The organism is Kribbella sp. NPDC051936, assembly GCF_040680955.1.
In the GTDB taxonomy this organism is placed as follows: Bacteria; Actinomycetota; Actinomycetes; order Propionibacteriales; family Kribbellaceae; genus Kribbella.
This window is the reverse complement of sequence record NZ_JBFAXS010000010.1, coordinates 150,254-171,039: the sequence shown is the minus strand read 5'-3', so window position 1 is coordinate 171,039 and position 20,786 is coordinate 150,254. Positions and strand designations below refer to the sequence as shown.

Here is a 20,786-nt window from a genome sequence, read left to right as displayed (position 1 = left end):
CCACGCTCCCGGCCCGGTGTAGTACGTGTATACGTACTGTCCAGCTGCAGATGCCTAGGCGCCAAGTAGTTCCAGGACTCGGCGGCCGCCGTGGTTGACCATCTCCTAGGCGTACGTCGGGCGGTCGTGGACGAACTCTGCGACGCTGGCGAACGCTGCGGCTGCGCAGACGGCGGTCGTGGCGCGGCCGTTGGCTCGTAGTGCTGCTTCCAGGAACAGCTCGTCGACGCCGTCCGCGGCGCCGTCGCGGGCGGCGGAGGAGGCCAGGGATACCAGGTCGTAGGCGCGTGCTCCGCCGCCGGCGGCCTCGATGTCGATGATGCCGGTGATCCGGCCGTCGGCCGCCAGGAGGTTGCCCATGTTCAGGTCGCCGTGCACGAAGTCGTGGTGCGCCAACTCCTCGTCCCGGTACGGCGCGCACAACGCGCCGTAGCGTCGCAGCAACTCCGTGGCCTCGTCGTCGTACTCGGCCACGCGTTCCCACACCCCGTCCCAGCCGTCGAAGACGACGCCGTGGGACCAGCCTGACCAGGTGACCTCGTGGTCCTCGGGGAGCAGGTTGCGCTGGAGTTCGCAGATCTCGATCACCTGCTGCGCGAGGGCAGCATCCAGCGTCGGCGCCGTGCCCGGCACGAACTCCTGCAACTGGTACGGCGATCCGGCCGCGGTCGTGCCGACGGCCAGCCACGCGGGCGTGGGATAGCCGACGGCACGTGCCCGGCGGACGAGCTCGGCGGCTTTCTGTACCCGGGGTGCCCAGGCCGGATTGCCGGTCCACTTGAGTACGACGCCGTCGGTCAGCTCGTACGCCGTCGACTGCAGCCCACCGGTGAGTTGCCGCACGACCCGATAACTGGTGCCCAGGGCAACATTCAGCTCGGCGACAACTGACGCGGTGGTGTCCATCAGGGGGTCAACCGGTGCAGGTCGCGCGGGAACAGCGTGACCTCACGGACGTTCTCCGCCCCGGTCAGCCGGGCCACGAACCGCTCCAGCCCGATCGCGAACCCGCCGTGCGGCGGCATCCCGTGCTTGAACGCCTGCAGGTACGAGCTGTACGCCGGGGCGTCCGCCGACTCACCCTGCGCTGCCAGGGCCGCCACGTAGTCGGAGTACCGGTGCAGACGCTGGCCTCCGGTGACCAACTCGACCCCGCGGAACAGCAGGTCGAACGAGTTCGACCAGCGCGGGTCCGACGGCTGCGGATGCGTGTAGAACGGGCGCTTCACCATCGGGTAGCCCTCGACCGCGACGAAGTCGCTGCCGTGTTCGCGCAACGCCCACTCGCCGACCGCACGCTCGTCCGCGGGTGCCAGGTCCGGCTCGTCCGGGTCCGCGCCGGCGATCTTCAGCGCCTCGCTGAAGTGCACGACCGGTACGTCGACCGGGATCTCCGGCACCGTCACGCCGAGCCGCTCCAGCGCGCCGCCCGCCCGCGAACCCACCGCCGACAACATCTCCGAGATCACGGAACGCAGGACGGCGAGGACGTCGCGGTGGTCGGTAACGAACCCGAACTCCGCGTCCAGCGAGACGTATTCGGCGAGGTGCCGGACGGTGTCGTGCGGCTCGGCCCGGAACACCGGACCGACCTCGAAGACCCGCTCGAACACGCCGACCATCGTCTGCTTGTAGAACTGCGGCGACTGCGCCAGGTACGCCGGCCGGCCGAAGTAGTCCAGCTCGAACACGTTCGCGCCCGACTCGGTGGCCGCGCCGACGATCTTCGGCGTCTGGATCTCCGTGAAGCCCTGCCCGTCCAGCGCGGAGCGGAACCCGTGGATCGCGGCGGCCGCCACTTCCCACCCGGCCCGCACCGCCGGATGCCGCAGCGCGACCGGTGCGTTGTCGAGGACGACGGGCAGCCCTGCCCCGACCGCCGGACGCCACAGCTCGATCGGCGGTGTCGCGGCCGGCTCGGTCAGCGGCTCGATCACCGGGTCGACGATCTCCGCACCGCCGGGAGCCTGCGGGTTGGCGGCGACCGTACCGGTCACCTGGACCACGGTCTCCTCACCGAGCTCGTCCAGCTGTGTCTGGGTTTCCTCGGACCTGACGACGATCTGGCTGAGGCCGGACCGGTCGCGCAGGATCAGGAAACTGACGGCGGCGAGCCGTCGTCTTCGGTGCACCCAGCCGGCCACCGTGACGGTCTGGCCCACTGCTGAGGGGATCTCATGGCTGAGAATTCGCATCGCTGTTTTCACCTCCAGGTCTTCATCCGAACCCCGGAGGTGTGGGCGAAGGGGAATCTCGCGGTGCCACCACACCTTCACCGAGCCCTGTCAGGTGACAACGGCCCGGCCTCTTGCACAACAGTCGCTCAGGAGTGTCTTCGCCACCGCTCCACGCATCGCCTTCACAGCTACCGGCGACTCTCTCGGACGTGGGGTACGGCGCTACTCGGTTCCCTCGACGCGAACAGGACCAGGATATGCGACCCGGCAACCGGATTTCACCGCCGTGTCGTCGACGGCGGGATCTGAGCCGTGTCGGTGTCCTCGCGACCGCCGACGCGAGCGTGGACGATGAAGGCGTTGCTGGAGCCGTTGCCGGGCAGCCACGCGTTCCACTCGGAGTTCAGCGGCTTCTTGTAACTGTTCGTCGTACAGGTGGCGCGACGGATGTCACTGGTCCGCTCACAGGTCCAGCCGAGGTCGAACGACGGCAGGAAGGTCAGGTTGCGTCCCCACGCGATGTCGAGGGTCACCTTGCGGCCCTGCGCGCCGTTCACCTTCAGGAACCGGTTGTAGACGAACGGGTTCGGGTCCTCGTGCGGCGTCGGCGTCAGGATCTGCAGCAGCGACTCGTCCTGTTGCAGCGCGGGCAGCACCTCGGAGTCGGTGTCGCTGACCAGATCGGCCGTCGCGGCCACCGTGAACGTCCGTGCCGCGTCGGACGACTTGTCCGGTACGTCGAAGTCCGCCGGCAGCGCAGCGGGTCGCGCCGGGTTCAGCGCCGTACACGTCGCGGTCTTCTGCGAGCAGGTCCAGCCGGCCGGCTTCTCGGCGATCGGCCATTCGAGGGCGCTGCCGTAGCTCAGCTTCAGCGTCACCTTCGACCGGCCGGTGCGCGGGGCAACGGTCAGGATCCGGTGGTGGACGTCCGGGTCGGCGCGGCCGTCGAGGATCTTCAGCAGGTTCTCGTCGGTGCTGGGCTTGGCCTGCACCGTCGCCGAGTCGTCGTCGTACAGCCGGCCGGTCTTCGCCGAGACGGTGAACGTCCGGTCCGCGTTCGAACCACCGGTCGGCGCGTCGAACGTGACCGCCAGCGGCTTCGGAGCGGCGGGGTCGTTCGCCGTGCACGAGCCGGACGCCTGGTTGCAGACCCAGCCCGGCGGGTTGGCGCCCAGCGGCCACTCGAGCTCGGCGCCGTACTCGAGGCCGACCACCACCGGATCGGCGTTTCCGGCCGGCGTCTTGATCGTGATCACGAACCGGATCCCGGACGCGTCGGCGCGCGCCGACCGCGGGGTCGCCGCCGGGGTTTCCTGCAGCACCGGGCTGCCGCCGCCCTGCGGGATGCTGATCGTCACCAGTCCTTCGTCGAGCACCGGAGTGGTGGGTGTCGGCTTCGGCGGCGTGGGAGTGGTCGGAGGCGGCGTCGGGACCGGCGTAGTCGCGGTCGGAGTCGCGCTGGGCTGGGTCGGCGCGGTGGTCGGTGTCGTGGTCGGGGCCGTCGTCGGCGCGCTCGTGGGAGCCTGCGTCGGCCTGGACGCCGGCGGCTTGGCCGACGGTGGTTTCGCCGTCGGCTTCGGCGGGATCGTCGGGTTCTGGCCGGGTGGCTGGGTCGCCTGGGTCGGGGCCGGCTGGTTGATGGCGGCCGGGGGAGTGTCGTTGCCGGTCAGCGCCATCGCCGCGAGTGCGGCCGCGACGGCGACGACCACCACGGCGCCGGCGCCGACCGCGGTCCGGGTGCTGTTCTCGGTGGCCTTCTTCCAGCCGGTGACGAAGAAGCCGACCAGCCCGACCTTGGCGCCCGAGGCGGCGGCCAGGTAGCCGAGGCCCGCAGCGCCCAGCAGGGCCGGGGCGAGCAGCGCCGGCAGCGCGCTGTTGACCTCGACCAGCTCGAGGTACACCGCGGTGCACTTCGCACACTCGTCGAGGTGCTCGCGGACGTTCCGGTTCTCGCGCTTGGTCAGGCCGCCGCGGACGTACGCGCCGAGGCGCTCGGTCGTCCAGCGGCAACGGTCCCCGCCGACGTCGGCCAGGTGCTGCTGCAGGTACGCCTGCCGCAGGCCTTCCCGGGCCCGGTAGGCCAGCGCGGACACGCCGTTCGCGGTCAGGCCGAGCAGGGGAGCGATCGCGGCCGGCTTCTCACCCTCGACCTCGGTGTGCCACAGCACCGCCTGCCAGCGCTCCGGGAGGCTGGCGAACGCCTTGGCCGCCGCGCCGCTCTCGAACCCGGTGACGGTCGGGTCGTCGAAGGTCTCCGGCTCCCGCTCGTACGACGCGATGTCGTCGGTGGTCTGCACCTTCTTGCCGGAGCGGATCCGGTCGACGTGCACCCGCCGGACCGTCGTCAGCAGGTACGCGCGGAACGAGACGTCCGGCCCGCCGCCGCCGCGCAGCGCGTCCAGGACCTTCGCGAACGCGTCACTGGCGAGGTCGTCGGCGTCGTTGGCCGGGACCAGCTGGCGGGCCATTCGCTCGGCGGCGTGGTGGTGCCGCGCATACAGCTCGCCGTACGCTTCCAGGTCGCCGTTGCGGACGCGCGCGATCAGCTCGGCGTCGCTCGGTGCGTCCGGCGTCTCCATTCAGCTCCCCCGTGGGTTCTCCGACGACTCTCTGTTCGGCAACGTGACCGTGCGTCACTTTTGGTTGCCGAGGACAAGGCTCCCACGTGTGACGGCGGAACGCATCATCTCTGACGCGGAACGGTGCCTCTTTCCTGACGAGATCACCGGCCCGGAAGTTACGCCGAAAAAAGTTCTGGAAATCCGCGTCATGAACCGCGACCGGCGCTGTCTCATCGGCGTACGACGCTTCCGGCCGACCGGTCGGGAGACTGACGGGGCTGTTTTTCGAGGAGGGCCATGTCGCTGTTCGCGGACATCCGCAGACGGTTCGACCTGCGTCCGGCCAAGTCCCTGAACCTGGCGGGGTCGCCCGCCCGGACCGAGCCGGAAGCGTCGTCCACCACAAGTTCGGGGGAAGCACCGTGCGGGCGGAGGGAACCGCACGGCACAGCTGGTACCGATTACAGCGCCTATCTCGCGATCGCCGAGGCGCTGCACGACGGTGCCGATGTCGTGCCTGCATCGGACGAGACCGGACGCCGCCTCGCGGCCGATGGAGTCTCGCTGGTGGAGGCACTTGATGGGCTGAGTGCGTTGTACCGCTCGATCGCCGGGGGCGAGCCGGCTTTCGCCGCGGTACGCGCACTCAGTTCCAGCTGGGCCGAGGCCTCCCTTGTCTACCTGCACTCGCTGTCGTGCGAGGACCCGCTGACCGGGCTGTCCAGCCTGGCGCACCTGCGGTCCCGGCTCGGCGAGCTCTACCGAGAGGCGGAATTCCGTGGAACTTCCGTACCGCAAACCCACGCACTGGTGGTTGTCGAACCGCTCAATCCGCCGGGCACGACGCCGTTCGACCGCGAACTCCGCCTCGTCGACGTCGCGGAATGCCTGCGGATCGTGTTCTGCGGCGGTGACGTACTGGGCCGCGTCGGCTCACACCGCGCGGCGGCGCTCGTCGGCCGCGAGCCGAACCTGCCGGACCAGGTCGCGACGGTACGAGCCCTGATCACGCAGTGGCGGCTGGACACCGAAGTACCCCAGCTGGCCCGGATCTGGATCGAGGGCCTGCCGGGTAGCGACGCGATGGCCGGGAGAGTGCTCGACGAGCTGGCCAGAACCTGAGACCTGCGTCCGGACGCCTACAGGGGGGCGGCCGGGCGCATCAATCCGGCGGCGGATCGCCTGACACGGGGTGGGCGATCCGCCGCCTCATGCCTTGAGCAACCTTTCCACGAGCTCGCCGTAGGTCAGTCCGGCGCCCTTCGCGGCGACCGGGACCAGGCTGCCCCGGGTGAGGCCGGGCAGCGCGTTCACCTCGAGGCAGTACGGCGTACCGGCGTCGTCGCAGCGGAAGTCGACCCGGGAGTACGTCGTACCGAACCCGAGGGCCTGATGCGCACGGACCGCGAGGTCCTGCAGCTGCTCGGCGAAGTCCACCGCGATCTCCGCAGGACAGACCTCGCGCACGGCGCCCGGCTGGTACTTCGCCGCGTAGTCGAAGACCTCCGTGGTCAGCTCGATCTCCACCACGGGCAGCGCTGTCCCACCGATCACGGCGACGGTGAACTCCCGGCCTCCGAGGAACGGCTCGACGATCAGCTCGCCGTCGGCCCGCACGGCATCCAGCGTGTCGACCTTGCGCACGGCCACACTGGAGCCGTCGGCAACTGGCTTGACCACGACCGGTCCGCTCGCCAGCAGCTGTTTGACTCCGACCGGCGGCTCGCGCTGCTCCGACGCGTTGTACAGCACCCGCGCCGGGACCGGGATCCCGGCGGCCTCGAGCACCGCCTGACAACGACCCTTGTGCCAGGCAACGGCACAGACGTCGTGACCCGCACCCGTGAACGGGATGCCCGCCAGCTCCAGCAACGCCTGCACGTGCCCGTCCTCACCCCAGCCGCCGTGCAAAGCGATGAACACCTTGTCGGCGCTGCGCAGTTGCTCCGGTCCACCCGTGAGTGCGGCGTACATCCGGCGTCGCAGCACAGCGCGGTCCGCCGGCGCCGGAGGCTCCTTGGGCACCGGTACGACGGAATCGCCGGCCGGCACGGGGTCGGCCAGGATCGGCTGCTCCGCGGCCGGATCGATCAGCACCACGTCATGACCGCGACCGGCGAGCGCCTGAGCCACTGCCCAGCCGGACGACCGCGAGACGTCCCGTTCCGAACTCTCGCCGCCACACAGCACCGCGACTCGCACGTTGCCTCCTCCTTCGTTACTGCTGGTAGCTGTCCAGGAACCGGCCGATCCGGCGGATCGCCACCTCCAGGTCGCCCGCCTCGGGAAGCGTGACGATCCGGACGTGGTCCGGCCGCGGCCAGTTGAAGCCGGTGCCCTGGACGATGTGGATCTTCTCCCGCAGCAACAGGTCGAGCACGAACTTCTCGTCGTCGTGGATCGGGTGCACCTGCGGGTCGATCCGCGGGAAGGCGTACAGCCCGCCCTTCGGTTTGACGCAGGACACCCCGGGAAGTTCGTTCAGCGTCTCCCAGGCCGTCGTGCGCTGGGCCTCGAGCCGGCCGCCGGGGCGGATCAGCTCGTCCAGCGTGTGGTCGGTCAGCGCGGCCTCGATGACGTGCTGGGCGAGCGCGTTCGGGCACAGCCGCATCCCGGCCAGCATGGTCAGGCCCTCGAGGTAGTTGCGGGCCGCCGCGCGTGGACCGGAGACGACCAGCCAGCCGGCCCGGAAGCCGGCGATCCGGTGGCTCTTCGACAGGCCGCCGAAGGTCAGGGTCAGGACGTCCGGTGCGAGCGCGCCGAAGTGGTGGTGGGTGGCGCCGTCGTACACGATCCGGTCGTAGATCTCGTCGCTGAACACCATCAGCGAGTGCCGGCGGGCCAGTTCGGCGATCCCGGCGAGAACCTCGGGCGAGTAGACCGCGCCGGTCGGGTTGTTCGGGTTGATCACCACGATCGCCTTGGTGCGGTCGGTGATCTTCGCCTCCAGATCGGCGAGATCGGGCTGCCACTCGGCGGACTCGTCGCACACATAGTGCACCGGCGTCCCGCCCGCGAACCGCGTCACGGCGGTCCACAGCGGGTAGTCCGGGCTGGGGATGAGCACCTCGTCGCCGGTGTCGACCAGCGCCTGGATCGCCATCCCGGCCAGCTCGGAGACCCCGTTGCCGAGGTAGACCGCCTGCTCGTCGACGTCGGTGTAGCCGCGCTGGGAGTAGTACGTCGCCAGCGCCTGCCGCGCGGACACGATGCCGCGGGCATCGGTGTACCCGTGCGCGGTCGGGAGCCGCGCGACCAGGTCGGCGAGCACCGCCTCGGGGGCCGCGAAGCCGAACGGCGCCGGGTTGCCGATGTTCAGCCGCAGGATGCTGTGCCCGGCGGCCTCCAGGGCGTCGGCCTGCTCGACCACCGGCCCGCGGATCTCGTAACACACGCCGGTCAGCTTGCTGGACTGCCGAAACTCCATCGCCCCACCCTTCGTCGTCTGCCGACGGCATGCTACTTGGTTCTTCCAAGTACATACTTGGCGGGTCCAAGCTAGGCTGTCCACATGCCTCGCCGAAGCTATGCGCAGTACGACGCCGCTGCCCGGTCCCTGGACGTGGTCGGCGAGCGGTGGACGCTGCTGATCGTCCGCGAGCTCGCCTTCGGTCCACGGCGGTACACCGATCTGCACGCCGACCTCCCGGGGATCAGCACCGACGTCCTCGCGGCGCGGTTGAAGGAGCTGGAGGCGGACGGAGTCGTGGAGCGGCGGACGTTCGCGCCGTCGGCGCCTGTCCGGGTCTACGACCTGACCGACCGCGGCAGGGAACTCGTACCGGTGGTGATGGCGCTGGCCGCATGGGGGAGTCCGCTGCTGGCCGAGCACCTTTCGACCGACGCTGTGCGCCACCACTGGTACCTGCTGCCGCTGGCCGAGATCCTGCGCCGGGCGGCCGGCGGGGTCGACGGTGTGGTCGAGCTGCATGTCGAGGGCAGCAACTGCCGGCTGCGGTTCGAGTCCTGGCGCGCAACCGTCGTACCGGACGAGGCTCCCGAGGCGGTGGTCACCGTGTCACAGAAGGTCGCCGACGAGCTGCTCGCGGGCCGTCTCGCGTGGGCGGACGCGGTCGCGGACGGGCAGGTCGCCGTCGACGGCTCCTCGGCCGTGGCGACCCAGCTCAATGTCGGTCGTGCGGCCTAGGCTGAGGGCAGCCCGACGAGACCATCCGCAAACTGACCACGGTCAAGTCGGGGCTTTACCGAATCAGTTCTGCTTGAGTTGAACGCGACCTCCCCGAATTCCGGCGGTTGCCGTCGTCCGCCGGCCGTGCGCATGATCAGGCTGGAGCGGCCTGGCTGTGTGAGTGGACGAGACTTTGGGCCATTGCAGGGCGACCCGGTCGGTCGTCAGAGCGCCAGCCAAGCCACGGTCGCGCTCGCCACGAGGACCAGCGCGGTCACCTAAGGCGACGTCGAACGAGGCGACACTGACCCGCCCAGGCCTGGAACGCCTGCTGTCGCGCACGGATGTGTGGAGCGCGTCGCGGACTCCTGATTCAAGCCTGGTGCTGCGATCTGACGGTCATCCTCGCATCATCTTGCTCGGATTGTCCGCGACACGTGACCTTTGGGTCCAGAGCAGCTTGTTGCAGCAAGTTGCAATTCTTTTCCGGTCCAGGCCGTTGAGGTGAAATTGTTTGACCGGTACGTTACGTAGTCACTCGCCTCGGGGGAGTAGCGGGAACCGCCCATTCACTCGCTAGGGGATACAAATGAGGAAACTACACATGGCGCGCGCGAAGATCGCGCTCTTCGGTGCCGTGGGGATGCTTCTAGCTGGAGCAGCAGTGCCACTCTCGGCGAGCGCCGCACCCGATGGTCCTTCAGGGCCGTTGGCTGGTGAGATGCGCCAGTTGCTGAAACTTCAGCCTGGGGGCGTACAGGTCAGTGACAACGCCATGGTCTGGGAGGCGACTGGCACCGTCGTCGTCTGGCCCAGCCCAGGAGAGCGCACGGCGCCGAAAGGCTTAGGGAGCAACGTGCGGCGCGATGCCGCACGCCATGCCGGAGTCGAGCCGCTTGGTGACTACAGCACTCTTGACGTGCACGGCTGTCCGTCCGGCATCACTGTCAAGGACTATTATTGCTTCTACACTGACATCAATTGGGGCGGAAGGAGACTGCAATTCACTGGAGCGACGTCAGTTGGAAATGCGGCCAACTGGGGATTCGACAATCAAACCTCGAGCTGGGTAAATACAGACACTGACTGCACGGTTTTTGCCTATGACGCCGTCAATGGAGGGGTTCCTAATATGTGGTACGAGCCTGAGGGCTCTGTCAGTTCATACGTAGGCAACTCCTATAACGACCGAATGAGCCAATGGCATTGCAGTCCGTAAGTACCGCAACGACTCTTGAATAAATCAGCATTCAGCTGACGGCGAGATTGAGCCGGTAACCGATTACTGACGGTGTCGTGATGCCGAGTTGACCCGCGTCCTTGGTGAGAATCTGCTCGCTCGCCAAGAGGGATCCCGTTGTCGGGCTGAACATCGCCACTTGCCGCTGCGGAAGGCCGGTGTGAGTGCTGTCGACTGCGAAGCATTCCGCAGGCCTTCCTGCCCTGTCGGTAGCTCGGCCCAGGTAGATGACCTCCGAGCTGGCGGCAAGTAGTCTAAGCAGGCTCGCGCGCACCGCAGCACCGGGCTGACTCTCGTTGTAAACGTCGTTGATCGCAACGACGAGCTCGCCGGCGCCGAGCTGATCGATTGGGTGGCCCGTCTTGAGGATCGACAATAACCGGCGTTCGTCGGTCGGTAGTGGCAGGTTCGGGAACATCGGAGTATACCCTCCGGCGGGCCAGATTTCCTCGCTGACGATAGTTCCTTGCTTGCCGGGCGAGCCCTCAGATTTCCAGGCGGATCGGTAGTCTGCGTTTGGAAAGTAGGGCTGGCCGGTTCGAACCGTGAGGTGACCTGAGCGGTCCGCGTTCCAGTTCAGCTCAGTGAGTTCGGGCACCACCGCCGAGCGGACCTGCTTGCCATCGATCCGGGTTGAGAGTTCCCATGACTCGGATCGAACAATATGCGGCCCAGATCCATCGCCTGAAGAGTCAGCGCTTGACACTGCCCTGATAGCCAAGCGCTTCAGCATGGCTGTTGCCGGTTGGCCAGGTCCGAGGACCCGGTCGAGCATCGGTGGCGTCGCCGCAACGGCAGGCTGAGTCGCACTGAACGGATCAGTGACGACAAGGGCCATGGCGCCTGCAGTTGCTGCGGCAACGCCCACGAGGAGCGTCCGGCGGCCGACGCGCTGACGGCTGGGAAGTGCCTCGGCCGGGGCATTGCGCAGGATCTGCTCGAGGTCTTGGCGGGCTCGCTCGTCCAACTGGCGATCCGTCACGTTGGATGCCGGATCAGCCCGACGGAGTAGGTCGATCTTGTTTGTCGAGTTCATGACTGTTCTCCCGTAGCACCTCTGAGAGCCGATGTCTGGTCGCTTCTCGATCCTCGACCGCGCACTGCAGCGTCCAGCCTGCGGCGTGCGCGGTGCAGACGGACGGATGCGGTCGCCGCCGAGCAGCCCAAGGCGATGCCGAGATCGCGCCCGATCAGTCCTTCCCACGCGTGCAGCGTCAGCACGCGCTGGTCGTCGCCGCTGAGTCTGCGGAGTGCCTGCAGGACCTCTTCGAGAGCGTGCGTCCACTCGGTTCGCTCGGCCGTGTCGGCCTGATAGTCGGTTAAGGAATAGCCGCCTAGTGTGCGGTACGCCGCTGCCGTCCGTTGGTCGCGGCGTCGTTCGTTGGCCAATACGTTGCCGGCGATCTTGTACAGCCACGGCAGCGCATGGGACGGCGGCAGCGAGTCCCGGCGCCGCCAAGCGATGGCGAAGGTCTCAGCGACGAGGTCGCGGGCACGCTCCTCGTCAGGAGTACGGCGAACGGCAAACCTTAGGAGGGCCCAGTAATGGTCCCTGTACAGGTCTTCGAACGCTGTTCGATCAACCTCCGCCATCTGCTTCACACCTTCATATGTCTCGGCCGAGCGTTTCATTACACCCTGCCGCCGTCACGCACTGTCCACGCATCGTCTCAGTCGGCACGGGGCAACGCTGTCGCCAGACTGAGAACGGCCCGGCGACATCGCTAGTCTGGGGGCATGTGCGGTAGGTATGCGTCCAGCCGGGCCCCGTCGGACCTCGTCGAGGAGTTCGAGATCCAGGCGGGGAACGTCCGGGAGTCGGTCGAGGAGCTCGGCGAGAACTACAACGTCGCGCCGACCAACCAGGTGATCGCGGTGGTCGAGCGGAAGAACCGCGATCAGCCCCACGAGACAGTCCGCAAGCTGACCACGGTCAAGTGGGGACTGGTGCCGTCCTGGGCCAAGGACACCTCGATCGGGAACCGGCTGATCAACGCCCGGATGGAGACCGTCGCGGAGAAGCCGGCCTTCAAGAAGGCGTTCGCCACCCGCCGCTGCATCCTGCCCGCCGACGGGTACTACGAGTGGTACACCGCCGAGGAGAAAGTGAACGGCAAGCCGGTCAAGCAGCCGTACTTCATCCACCCGCCGGACGGCAGCGTCCTCTCGATGGCCGGGCTGTACGAGATCTGGCGCGACAAGTCGGTCGAGGACCCGGAGTCCGACGACGCGTGGCTGTGGACCTGCACGGTGCTCACCACCTCGGCGACCGACGACCTCGGCCGGATCCACGACCGGATGCCGCTCCTGGTCGAGCGCGAGCGGTACGACGCGTGGCTCGACCCGCTGTCCTCGGACACCGACGACCTGCTGAAGCTGCTTGTCCCGGCGGCCCCCGGCCGGCTGGAGGCGTACGCCGTCTCGAAGGCCGTCGGCTCGGTGAAGAACAACGGCCGCCACCTCCTCGACCCGCTGCCGCCCGACGGTGAGGACCCGCAGGACAGCCCGACCACGCTCTTCTGAGCCCTTCTTCCGGGTTTCGCGCCCAGTGGTTCCCCGCTCCGGGTGACAGGATGGGGCGGGTGACCGACGAACGGATTGTGGGGACGCCGCACGGTGAGGCCCGGATCGTGGCGCACCGCGCCCGGCGGCCGGTGGCGACGCTGGCTCTGGGTCACGGCGCCGGGGCCGGGATCGAGTCGGGGGACCTGGTCGCGCTGGCCGCCCGGCTGCCTAAGCAGGACATCAACGTGTTCCTGATCGAGCAGCCCTGGCGCCGCGCGGGCCGCAAGCTGGCACCGGCGCCGAAGCTCCTCGACGAGGCCTGGATCGCGATCATCGGCCAGCTGCGGGTCCGGACGCCGCTGGTGATCGGCGGCCGGAGCGCCGGCGCGCGGGTCGCCTGCCGGACCGCCGGCAACCTCGGCGCCTCCGGCGTCCTCGCACTGGCCTTTCCGCTGCACGCGCCGGGGAAACCGGAGAAGTCGCGGGTCGCCGAGCTCCAGTCCGCCGGGCTGCCGACGCTCGTCGTGCAGGGGGAGCGGGACCCGTTCGGCACCCCGGAGGAGTTCCCGCCGCTGACCGAGATGGCCGTGGTCCCGGACGCCGACCACTCGTTCAAGGTGCCGAAACGGGCCGAGCTGGACCAGCAGGAGGCGTACGACGTGCTGGTCGAAGCCGTGTTCGAATGGGTGATCCGCGAGGTCTCCGGCTGAGCCGGTCCGACGCCGGGAATGCCCCCGCGGCCGGGCGTGTTGTGGTGGACATGATGGCGACGAGAGAGGCTCCCGCGCGGAGTACTGGGAAGACCCCGGTATTCTCGATCCCGATGCCGACTCCCACCACGACCGAGACGCCCGAGCAGCGCACCGCGCGGTTCGAGCGTGAAGCGCTGCCCTTCCTGGACCAGATGTACGCCGCGGCGATGCGGATGACCCGTAATCCGTCGGACGCCGAAGACCTGGTGCAGGACACTTTCGCGAAGGCGTACAGCTCGTTCCACCAGTTCACGCCGGGCACCAACCTGAAGGCGTGGCTGTACCGGATCCTGACGAACACGTTCATCAACGGTTACCGGAAGCGGCAGCGCCAGCCGACCCAGTCGCCGACCGAGGAGATCGAGGACTGGCAGCTCACCGCCGCCGAGTCGCACACTCCCGGCGGCCTGAAGTCGGCCGAGGCCGTCGCGCTCGAGCACCTGCCCGACTCCGACATCAAGTCGGCTCTGCAGGCCATCCCGGAGGACTTCCGGCTGGCCGTGTACCTGGCCGATGTCGAGGGCTTTGCCTACAAGGAGATCGCCGAGATCATGGGCACACCGGTCGGCACCGTCATGTCGCGGCTGCACCGCGGCCGGCGCCAGCTGCGTGACCTGCTCGGCGACTACGCCCGGGACCGCGGTCTGATCCCGGCGGAAACCGGCACGGACGCGGCCGGCGCGAGCACCGACCGAGCTGCGGAGAAGGAGGAGTCGTGAGCTGCGGCGAGCCCCACGACGTCGACTGCGGAGAGATCCTGCAACGGGTTTACGTCTTCATCGACAACGAACTCGAGGACGCCAGTTCCGACGAGATCCGCCAGCACCTCGAAGAGTGCGCCCCCTGCCTCGACGAGTACGACCTGGAACGCTGCGTCAAGAAACTGGTCCACCGCTCCTGCGGCTCCGACCACGCCCCCGACGCCCTCCGCCAGAAAATCCTCCTCCGCCTGACCCAAATCCAGGTCGAAACAACGATCACCACGACGGATTGATCCGGTCAGATCGAGTAGGCGGCGAATTCGTATTTGTTGATTTCCCCGCGGTGGAGCTTGTCGAGCAGCTCGCGGGCGTAGCTCCGGTAGACCTCGGGCGCATTACGCAGCAACGTCAGGGCAGTGTTCAGCTGCTGGTCGGCGGCGGCGTGATCACCGCGCGCGGCATTGATTCGTGCCAGCTCGAGGTACAGCCGCCCTTCCCGTTCGGCATCCTGCGATGCGCGCGCAACGAGCAATCCGGCTTCGATTTGCCGGGCGCCTTCGGCGTAATCTCCGATCGCCGCGTAGGCAATCGCGAGCAGATGCCGACTTTCGCCTTGGAAGGTCGAGTCGCCGGTCCGCTGCACGATCGCGAGACTGTTCAGGGCCAACGGAACCGCGTCCTGGTAGCGCTCGACCTGCAGGTGCGTGAAGGCCGCGTTGAGGTAGCGCTTGAAGACAGCCCGAGTGTCGTTCGCCGCTTGGGCCAGTGAGATCGCGTCGGCAAAGGCTCGGTCCGCACGCTCGAAGTCGCCGAGGCGATCGTAGAGTCCGCCCACAGCGGTCAGCGAAACGCCCTCGAGCGTCTGGTCCTGGATGGTGCGGCTCAAGGCGAGCGCCGCCTCGCCGTACTCCAGCGCCTCCTCGATCCTTCCCTCGGTGCCGAGCAGGTAGGCGAGAGACGAGCAGCATCGTGCCTGGCCGGAGGGCGCGTCGAGTGCGCGGAACATCTCCAGCGCCGCGAGAATTGGGTCGATCGCACGATCGATCGCACCGTTCTCCGCGTCCGGAATGGCGCTGTCGTGCTGAAGCCAGGCGGCTGTCTCCGGTCGCCCGTGTCCTTGTGCGAGTCTGACCGCGTCCGTGTGCAGTTCGCGCATCTCCTGCCATCGTCTGCGTGACTCGAGATAACCGAACAGGGCGAGCGCGAGCTCGGGCAGCAGCACCGAATCCGCCAAGGGCGAATGTCTGGCCTGGCGGACGCGATCCATCAAGTTCCGTTGCTCGGCGTCGATCCAGCGCAAGGCTTGCTCCCGGTCGCGGAGCGACGGAACGTGGGCGCTGGTCGGAACGGTCGCCAGCGCCAGCCGCGGGCTGGTCGGGTGGGTGAAGCGATGAGCAACCCAGCCGAGTTCCGTGTAGAAGTGGAGAATGCGGACCAGGGCAGCATCGCGCTCAGCGGCCGTGAGTGTCTGTTCGGCGACCTCTCGGCCGTAGGCGCGGATCAGATCATGGAATCGGTAGCTGGACGGACTGACGGACTCGAGCAGATTCAGGTCGACGAGACGCTCGACGATCGCGCTCGCTCGCCGCAGCGGAACCTCCAGCAGGGCAGCCGCCACAGGGGTCAGCAGGTCGGATCCGTCGGGAATCGTCAACAGCGGCAGGGCGGTGGCGGCCTGGCGGTCGAGGTCGCGGTCGCTCTCCTCGAGGAAGCGCACGGAACTGGCGATGCTGGCCCGTACGCCGGTCTCGTCCGAACCGAGACTGTCCAGCCGTCGTTCCTCGTCCTGCAACAGATCGACGAAGTGCTGGATCGGCCAGCCGGGACGGGTCGCGAGCCGCCCGCCGATCAGTCGAATCGCCAGCGGCAAGCGGCCCGAACAGATGGCCAGGAACTGGGTTGCCTCCGGCTCAGCGGCAACCCTGGCCTGACCGATGACTTCAGCCAGCAGCTCGACCGATTCGGAGTGTGACAACGCATCGAGGAGGATCTGGCGTGCCCCGGGCAGATGCACCATCGAACCCCGGCTGGTGACGATTGCCGCCGAGCCTGCGCTGCCGGGCAGCAGCGGCAGGATCTGGGCGACATCAGCAGCGTTGTCGAGCAGGAGGAGCACGCGCCGGCCGGCCAGCCGGGAGCGCAACAGTGCAGCCGCTTCGTCCACGTTGTCAGGGACCGAGCGGGCGTCGGAACCGAGCGAGCGCAGTAGGTGACGCTGCGCGTCGGAAGCGGTCATCGGCGAACCAGGGCCGTAGCCGCGGAGATTCAGGTAGAGGTGGCCGTCCGGATAGTTGTCAGCCAGTTTGTGCGCGGCATGGACGGCCAGCGTCGTTTTGCCGATCCCGCCCATACCGGTGACTGCGACGAGTCCGACTGTTGTGGCACCGGTCCCGATCGGATCGCGCAATGCCGACAGGATGGCGTCGACTTGGGCGCTCCGGCCGGTGAAGTCGGGCGCGCTCGGGGGGAGTTGCCACGGTGTCTGCGGAAGCTCGGCCGACGGATCCGTTTTCGTTGCCGGTGGACGTTCCTTGCTCTTGCCGCGGGCAACGGAGAGGAACTGGTCGGCTTCAGCGGGTGTGAGGGCGAGGGCCGTGGTCAGGGCGCGGACGGTGTCCGTGCGGGGGCGGGTGCGGGTGCCGCGCTCAAGGACGCTGATGGCTTGTTCGCTGAGGCCCGCCTTCTCGGCGAGGGCGGCCTGGGTGAGGCCGGTCCGGGTACGGAAAGTACGGAGGAGCTCGCTCAGCGTCGGCGCCGCCGACTCGCTCATCTCCCCACCCTCCTTCGGATCCAGGCCCGATATCGGTCAGTACCGGAAACTTCCGGAGCCAACTCTAGAGGGATCCGCCGACGGCCGTCGGCCGTTGTCCACAGCCCTTGGCGGCGGGCGCTCGAATGTCGAACGATCGTTTGAAAAATAGCATTCAGTATGCGGTCGGGAACTCTCCGAATACAAACCTCTGTTATAGGTGGTCTGCTGTAGAGCTGTGACCAAATCGCAAAGACCCCGGATTTCTCCGAGGTCCTCGCTGTCTGTAGCCGCCTGGGGTCAGGCGTTCGGGCGCTTGCCGTGGTTCGCGCCCTTCTTCTTGCGTGCGCGACGCTTCCGGCCGGTCTTTCCCATTTCCTAAGCCTCCTTGAAACAACTGCAAAGAGTCACAGTCTCTCATATCACGCCGGGATCCTCACTTCGTCCGGCGGGTCACGTTTGGGCTTACAGTGTTTCGGCGCAGGCCTGATGAGCAAAATTGAGAGAGTCAGCGAAGTGCTGTCTGCCCCCCTACGCTGCCCGGATCCCCCGGGGGCGTAAGACGCTAGCCGCTGATCGGAGGTGACGTATGATGACCGGCGACACCTGGGACTGGTGAGCTATGGCGTAGTGGAAGGCTTGAGGTGGCCTAGTGAGACCTTCACTGCTACGGGCGACGGTCGCCGCAGTCGCCGTTTGCGCCTTGGCGGTGCTGGTGACAGCCCTCACGAAGATCTCCTTCGGCTTCCCGACGCTTGCACTGTGCCTGCTGATGCTGATCGGCGGAGCGCTTCGGTTCAGAATTCTTCCCAATCATCCTGCCACGCTTGACTCTGTCACGCTCGTGGCGGTCTACGTGATCGCCGGGCCGTGGTACGCGGTCGCTGTTTCGGTGTTTGCTTATGCTGCTCAGCTGCGACAGCCATCGCCGCTGGTGAAGCGAATCTTCAATCCGTCGCATCGAGTGCTGTCCGCGGCCGGCGGCGGCCTCGCCTACGCGGCGGTCGGCGGTCCGGTCGGATCCGAGGTTCTGGAACACATCCCTGCGACCGTCCTGGCTGCCGTTGTCGGGACGATCGGCCACCAGGTGACCAACGCACTGCTGGTGAGCCTGATCCTCTGGCTCGAGGGCCAGGTCCCGGTCCTGCACTTCCTGCGATCGGTGATTCTCCCCACGTTCTTGCCGATGCTCGGCTACAGCGCCCTCGGTGTGCTTCTCGCCGTGACCTGGATCGGGGGCCTCAACATCGTGGCCTGTTTGCTCGTCCTCGGGCCGCTGATCGTCGTCCGCTGGGCGATGTCGCAGTACCAGGCGGAGCGTGCTGCGCAAGCTGCGGCCATGCGTGCCTTCATCCAGGTCATCGAGACGAAGGATCTCTACACCCGCGGCCACTCCGAGCGGGTCAGTACCGGCGTGGGCATGCTCGGCCGGTATCTGCGGCTGCCGGAAGACCGCCAGCAGGCGCTCGAGCATGCCGGTCTGCTGCACGACGTCGGGAAGGTGGGCGTCCCGACGAGCATCATCCGTAAGCCCGGCAAGCTCGACGACGCCGAGATGGACGCGATCCGGTTGCATCCGGCGCGCGGTGTCGAGCTGATCGGGAACATCCCGTTCCTCGAAGAGGTCAAGTCAGCGGTCCTGCATCATCACGAGAAGTACGACGGCACGGGCTACCCGGCCGGACTGAGCGGTGCCAATATTCCGTACTTCGCACGGATAATCGGGATCGTCGACGCGTTCGACTGCCTGACGTCGACCCGGTCGTACCGGCCGGCGCGCAGCATCGACGAGACGCTGGCGATCCTCGTCCAGGACAAGACGACGCATTTCGATCCGGACCTGGTCGACGCCTTCGTCGCGGTGATCCGGAGTCAGGGCTGGAAGGCAGCGGCAGCCGACCAGCCGGCACCGGACGGCACTGTCCAGGCCATCGACCACGACGACCTGAGCCTGGGCAGCAGCGGTGGCGCCACCGGCTCCGCGGCCGGACCGGCATGATCATCGAGCCGGGAGAACTCGATGCCCAGCGTCGCATGGGCAGTGGGATGGTGCTGGTCTTCGCGGGGTGCGTGGTCGGTCTGGTCGCGCTGTTCCTCACGGCGCGGCGCGGGCTGAGCGAGTGGCCGTTCGCAATCGTCTTCGGTCTGCTGATCGCCATCGGTGAGATGGTGCAGTTCCGGGTCGACAGCATCCGCAACCGCGCACCGATTGCGACCAGCGCCGCGCTCGGCTACGTCATGTTGCGCGGCCCGGCGCTCGGCGTTCCCCCGGAGGTGGCTCAGATCGTCGCCGTCACCGGCGTCGCCACACTGGCCGGGTTGTTCCCGCGGGCCGTGGCCGGGCTGCCGTGGGACCTGGTGATCTCGAGTCGGCGAGTGCTCTCGGTCGCCTGTGCGGCGATCACCTTCACCCTGGTCATTCCGGACGACCTGGCGTGGAACGGGTCCTGGACCCATGCGATCGCGCTGACCGGAGCGATGCTGCTGAGCGTGCTGTCGGCCGGCGTGCTGGATGCTCTGGTCGGTGCCGGCCAGGACACGGAGAAGTTCAACCGGCCGTTTCCCGCGGCGCTGCGCGACGAGTTGATCGTCATGACGCGGATCGGGCTGGCGATGGGAATCAGCGGCATGTTGCTCGCCGCCGGCACGTCGTTGATCGGGCTGTGGGCGGTGCCGCTGGTCGTGGTGCCGCTCTTGTTGACGCAGTTTGCCTTTCGGCGGTTTGCTTCCGCGCAGCGGACCTACCGGACGACGGTGCGGTCGATGGCTCGGAGTACGGAGATCGCCGGGTTCAGCAGTCCGGGGCAGAATGCGCGGACGGCGGCGTTGGCGGTGGCGATCGGGAATGATCTCGGGTTGACGCCGGCGCGGATGGAAGCGTTGGAGTACGCCGCCTTGCTGTCGGGGGTGGGGCAGTTGGCGCTGGCGGATCCGAGTCCGGGTGGGGCTTCGTTGCTGCGGACGCGGGAGGAGCGGCAGCGGGCGGCGGAGATCGGGGCGTCGGTGATCGAGCGGTCCGGCGTGCTGGATCATGTCGCGGAGATCGTCCGGCACTCCAACGATCCGTACCGGCACGGGCGGGCGAACAACCCGGGGATCCCGGTCGAGAGCGGGATCGTGAATGTTGCCCTGGCCTACGAACAGCTCGTCGGCGAGGGCTCGGGGCAGTCGCCGGACAAGGCGATGGAGTCGATCGGGCTGGGCATCGGCGCGGAGTACGACCCGGTGGTGGTCGAGTCACTGCGCCGGATCGTCGGGCGTGGCTTCCGGTTCTGAGAGCACAGCCGGTTCTGAGAGCTCCTGACTCGCCCGAGGCGACAGGCGCAGCAGCGCGGGTGTGCCGGCACACGGCTCCAGGTCGTCCCAGACCGGCGCGGTCGTGGCGGGGACCCGGCCCGAGGCGCCCATCCCGGCGTACAGCAGCAGGCCGGCGCCGGCCGCGATCAGGACGTCGCCAGGGCTGACCGCCTGACCCAGACCGGGAAGCGCGACAGGTACGACGTCGCCGAGCCAGGGCAGCCGGGTCGCGGCGTCGGACACCTCGTGCCGCGGATCGGTCAGCACCGCGTCGCCGACGCCGGCGCGCGCCAACGCGGCCAGCGACACCGGCATCGCGCCGTTCAGCGCGACGACGACCGCGTTGCCGAAGAATCCCAGCGCCAGCAGGCCGACGCCCGGATGCCGCAGGTTCATCCGCAGGAAGACCGCGATACAGACCGCGGACCCGAGCAGTCCGACCGGGTACGCCGTCCCGCCGAACAGGGATCCGAGCAGCTGGCCGATCGCCGCCGCGGCCAGCCAGTGCACACCGGTCAACGTGTTCGCGGCCAGCCGGCCGAACCGTCCGCCGGTCGCGAGCGCCGCCCCGGCAGCGAGCACCATGACGAGGAGGACCAGCAGCACGGTGCGATTCTGCCGAATCAGCGGCCCGAAACCGGGCAAGCTGACCCCGCAGCGTGTCGACTTAACTGC

Annotated in this window: 18 protein-coding genes; 9 read left to right on the top strand and 9 right to left on the bottom strand. The window is 68.1% G+C overall.

Going from position 1 to position 20,786, the window contains the following annotated elements:
• Positions 1-105 precede the first annotated feature (105 nt).
• The 3 genes from AB0L64_RS33595 to AB0L64_RS33585 form a co-directional block, all read right to left on the bottom strand.
• Positions 106-906, bottom strand: a complete 801-nt coding sequence (locus AB0L64_RS33595; RefSeq protein WP_363716782.1) for an aminoglycoside phosphotransferase family protein — start codon at positions 904-906, stop codon at positions 106-108.
• Positions 906-2,195 (bottom strand): aspartate--tRNA(Asn) ligase, encoded by a 1,290-nt coding sequence (gene aspS, locus AB0L64_RS33590; RefSeq protein WP_363716780.1) that lies wholly within the window; start codon positions 2,193-2,195, stop codon positions 906-908. The genes AB0L64_RS33595 and aspS overlap by 1 nt, the downstream gene beginning before the upstream one ends.
• Before the next feature lie 260 nt (positions 2,196-2,455).
• A complete protein-coding gene (locus AB0L64_RS33585; RefSeq protein ID WP_363716778.1) occupies positions 2,456-4,756 on the bottom strand; it encodes a sigma-70 family RNA polymerase sigma factor in 2,301 nt (766 codons plus the stop codon).
• A 279-nt stretch (positions 4,757-5,035) separates the two neighbouring features.
• Here AB0L64_RS33585 and AB0L64_RS33580 point away from each other — a divergent pair, with 279 nt between their 5' ends.
• The gene (locus AB0L64_RS33580; protein WP_363716776.1) at positions 5,036-5,860 is read left to right on the top strand and encodes a hypothetical protein; all 825 of its coding nucleotides are present in this window, start codon (positions 5,036-5,038) and stop codon (positions 5,858-5,860) included.
• 87 nt (positions 5,861-5,947) lie between these two features.
• Here AB0L64_RS33580 and AB0L64_RS33575 read toward each other — a convergent pair whose 3' ends face one another.
• Positions 5,948-6,940 (bottom strand): ATP-grasp domain-containing protein, encoded by a 993-nt coding sequence (locus AB0L64_RS33575; protein ID WP_363716774.1) that lies wholly within the window; start codon positions 6,938-6,940, stop codon positions 5,948-5,950.
• 16 nt (positions 6,941-6,956) lie between these two features.
• Positions 6,957-8,165 carry a pyridoxal phosphate-dependent aminotransferase gene (locus AB0L64_RS33570; protein WP_363716772.1) on the bottom strand — a complete coding sequence of 403 codons (1,209 nt, stop codon included), beginning with the start codon at positions 8,163-8,165 and terminating at the stop codon, positions 6,957-6,959.
• A gap of 84 nt (positions 8,166-8,249) precedes the next feature.
• On the opposite strand from AB0L64_RS33570, the gene AB0L64_RS33565 reads away from it, so the two are divergent.
• Positions 8,250-8,885, top strand: coding sequence for a helix-turn-helix domain-containing protein (locus AB0L64_RS33565; protein ID WP_363716770.1), 636 nt, complete (start codon positions 8,250-8,252; stop codon positions 8,883-8,885).
• A gap of 586 nt (positions 8,886-9,471) precedes the next feature.
• Positions 9,472-10,086 (top strand): peptidase inhibitor family I36 protein, encoded by a 615-nt coding sequence (locus tag AB0L64_RS33560; protein ID WP_363716769.1) that lies wholly within the window; start codon positions 9,472-9,474, stop codon positions 10,084-10,086.
• A gap of 31 nt (positions 10,087-10,117) precedes the next feature.
• Here the strand turns inward: AB0L64_RS33560 and AB0L64_RS33555 are convergent, their stop codons facing one another.
• Both AB0L64_RS33555 and AB0L64_RS33550 read right to left on the bottom strand, forming a co-directional pair.
• On the bottom strand, positions 10,118-11,143 hold the full coding sequence (locus tag AB0L64_RS33555) for a CU044_5270 family protein (protein WP_363716767.1): 1,026 nt from the start codon (positions 11,141-11,143) through the stop codon (positions 10,118-10,120).
• Positions 11,140-11,700: a sigma-70 family RNA polymerase sigma factor gene (locus AB0L64_RS33550; RefSeq protein ID WP_363716765.1), complete on the bottom strand. Its 561-nt coding sequence runs from the start codon at positions 11,698-11,700 to the stop codon at positions 11,140-11,142. The genes AB0L64_RS33555 and AB0L64_RS33550 overlap by 4 nt, the downstream gene beginning before the upstream one ends.
• A gap of 144 nt (positions 11,701-11,844) precedes the next feature.
• Here AB0L64_RS33550 and AB0L64_RS33545 point away from each other — a divergent pair, with 144 nt between their 5' ends.
• The 4 genes from AB0L64_RS33545 (at position 11,845) to rsrA (ending at position 14,358) form a co-directional block, all read left to right on the top strand.
• Entirely contained in the window at positions 11,845-12,630 is a 786-nt protein-coding gene (locus AB0L64_RS33545; RefSeq protein ID WP_363716762.1) for an SOS response-associated peptidase, read from the top strand.
• A gap of 50 nt (positions 12,631-12,680) precedes the next feature.
• Positions 12,681-13,322 (top strand): alpha/beta family hydrolase, encoded by a 642-nt coding sequence (locus tag AB0L64_RS33540; protein WP_363716760.1) that lies wholly within the window; start codon positions 12,681-12,683, stop codon positions 13,320-13,322.
• A 113-nt stretch (positions 13,323-13,435) separates the two neighbouring features.
• Positions 13,436-14,083 carry a sigma-70 family RNA polymerase sigma factor gene (locus AB0L64_RS33535; protein ID WP_355476192.1) on the top strand — a complete coding sequence of 216 codons (648 nt, stop codon included), beginning with the start codon at positions 13,436-13,438 and terminating at the stop codon, positions 14,081-14,083.
• Positions 14,080-14,358, top strand: coding sequence for a mycothiol system anti-sigma-R factor (rsrA, locus tag AB0L64_RS33530; RefSeq protein WP_355476190.1), 279 nt, complete (start codon positions 14,080-14,082; stop codon positions 14,356-14,358). Before AB0L64_RS33535 ends, rsrA begins: the two co-directional genes overlap by 4 nt.
• 5 nt (positions 14,359-14,363) lie before the next feature.
• Here the strand turns inward: rsrA and AB0L64_RS33525 are convergent, their stop codons facing one another.
• Positions 14,364-16,835, bottom strand: coding sequence for a helix-turn-helix domain-containing protein (locus tag AB0L64_RS33525; protein ID WP_363716758.1), 2,472 nt, complete (start codon positions 16,833-16,835; stop codon positions 14,364-14,366).
• Between the two features lie 631 nt (positions 16,836-17,466).
• Between AB0L64_RS33525 and AB0L64_RS33520 the strand changes: the two genes are divergently transcribed.
• Positions 17,467-18,813 (top strand): HD-GYP domain-containing protein, encoded by a 1,347-nt coding sequence (locus tag AB0L64_RS33520; protein WP_363716756.1) that lies wholly within the window; start codon positions 17,467-17,469, stop codon positions 18,811-18,813.
• Positions 18,810-20,090, top strand: a complete 1,281-nt coding sequence (locus AB0L64_RS33515; protein WP_363716754.1) for an HD domain-containing phosphohydrolase — start codon at positions 18,810-18,812, stop codon at positions 20,088-20,090. Before AB0L64_RS33520 ends, AB0L64_RS33515 begins: the two co-directional genes overlap by 4 nt.
• Here the strand turns inward: AB0L64_RS33515 and AB0L64_RS33510 are convergent.
• Positions 20,052-20,717, bottom strand: coding sequence for a DUF5317 domain-containing protein (locus AB0L64_RS33510; RefSeq protein ID WP_363716752.1), 666 nt, complete (start codon positions 20,715-20,717; stop codon positions 20,052-20,054). The genes AB0L64_RS33515 and AB0L64_RS33510 overlap by 39 nt on opposite strands.
• Positions 20,718-20,786 lie beyond the last annotated feature (69 nt).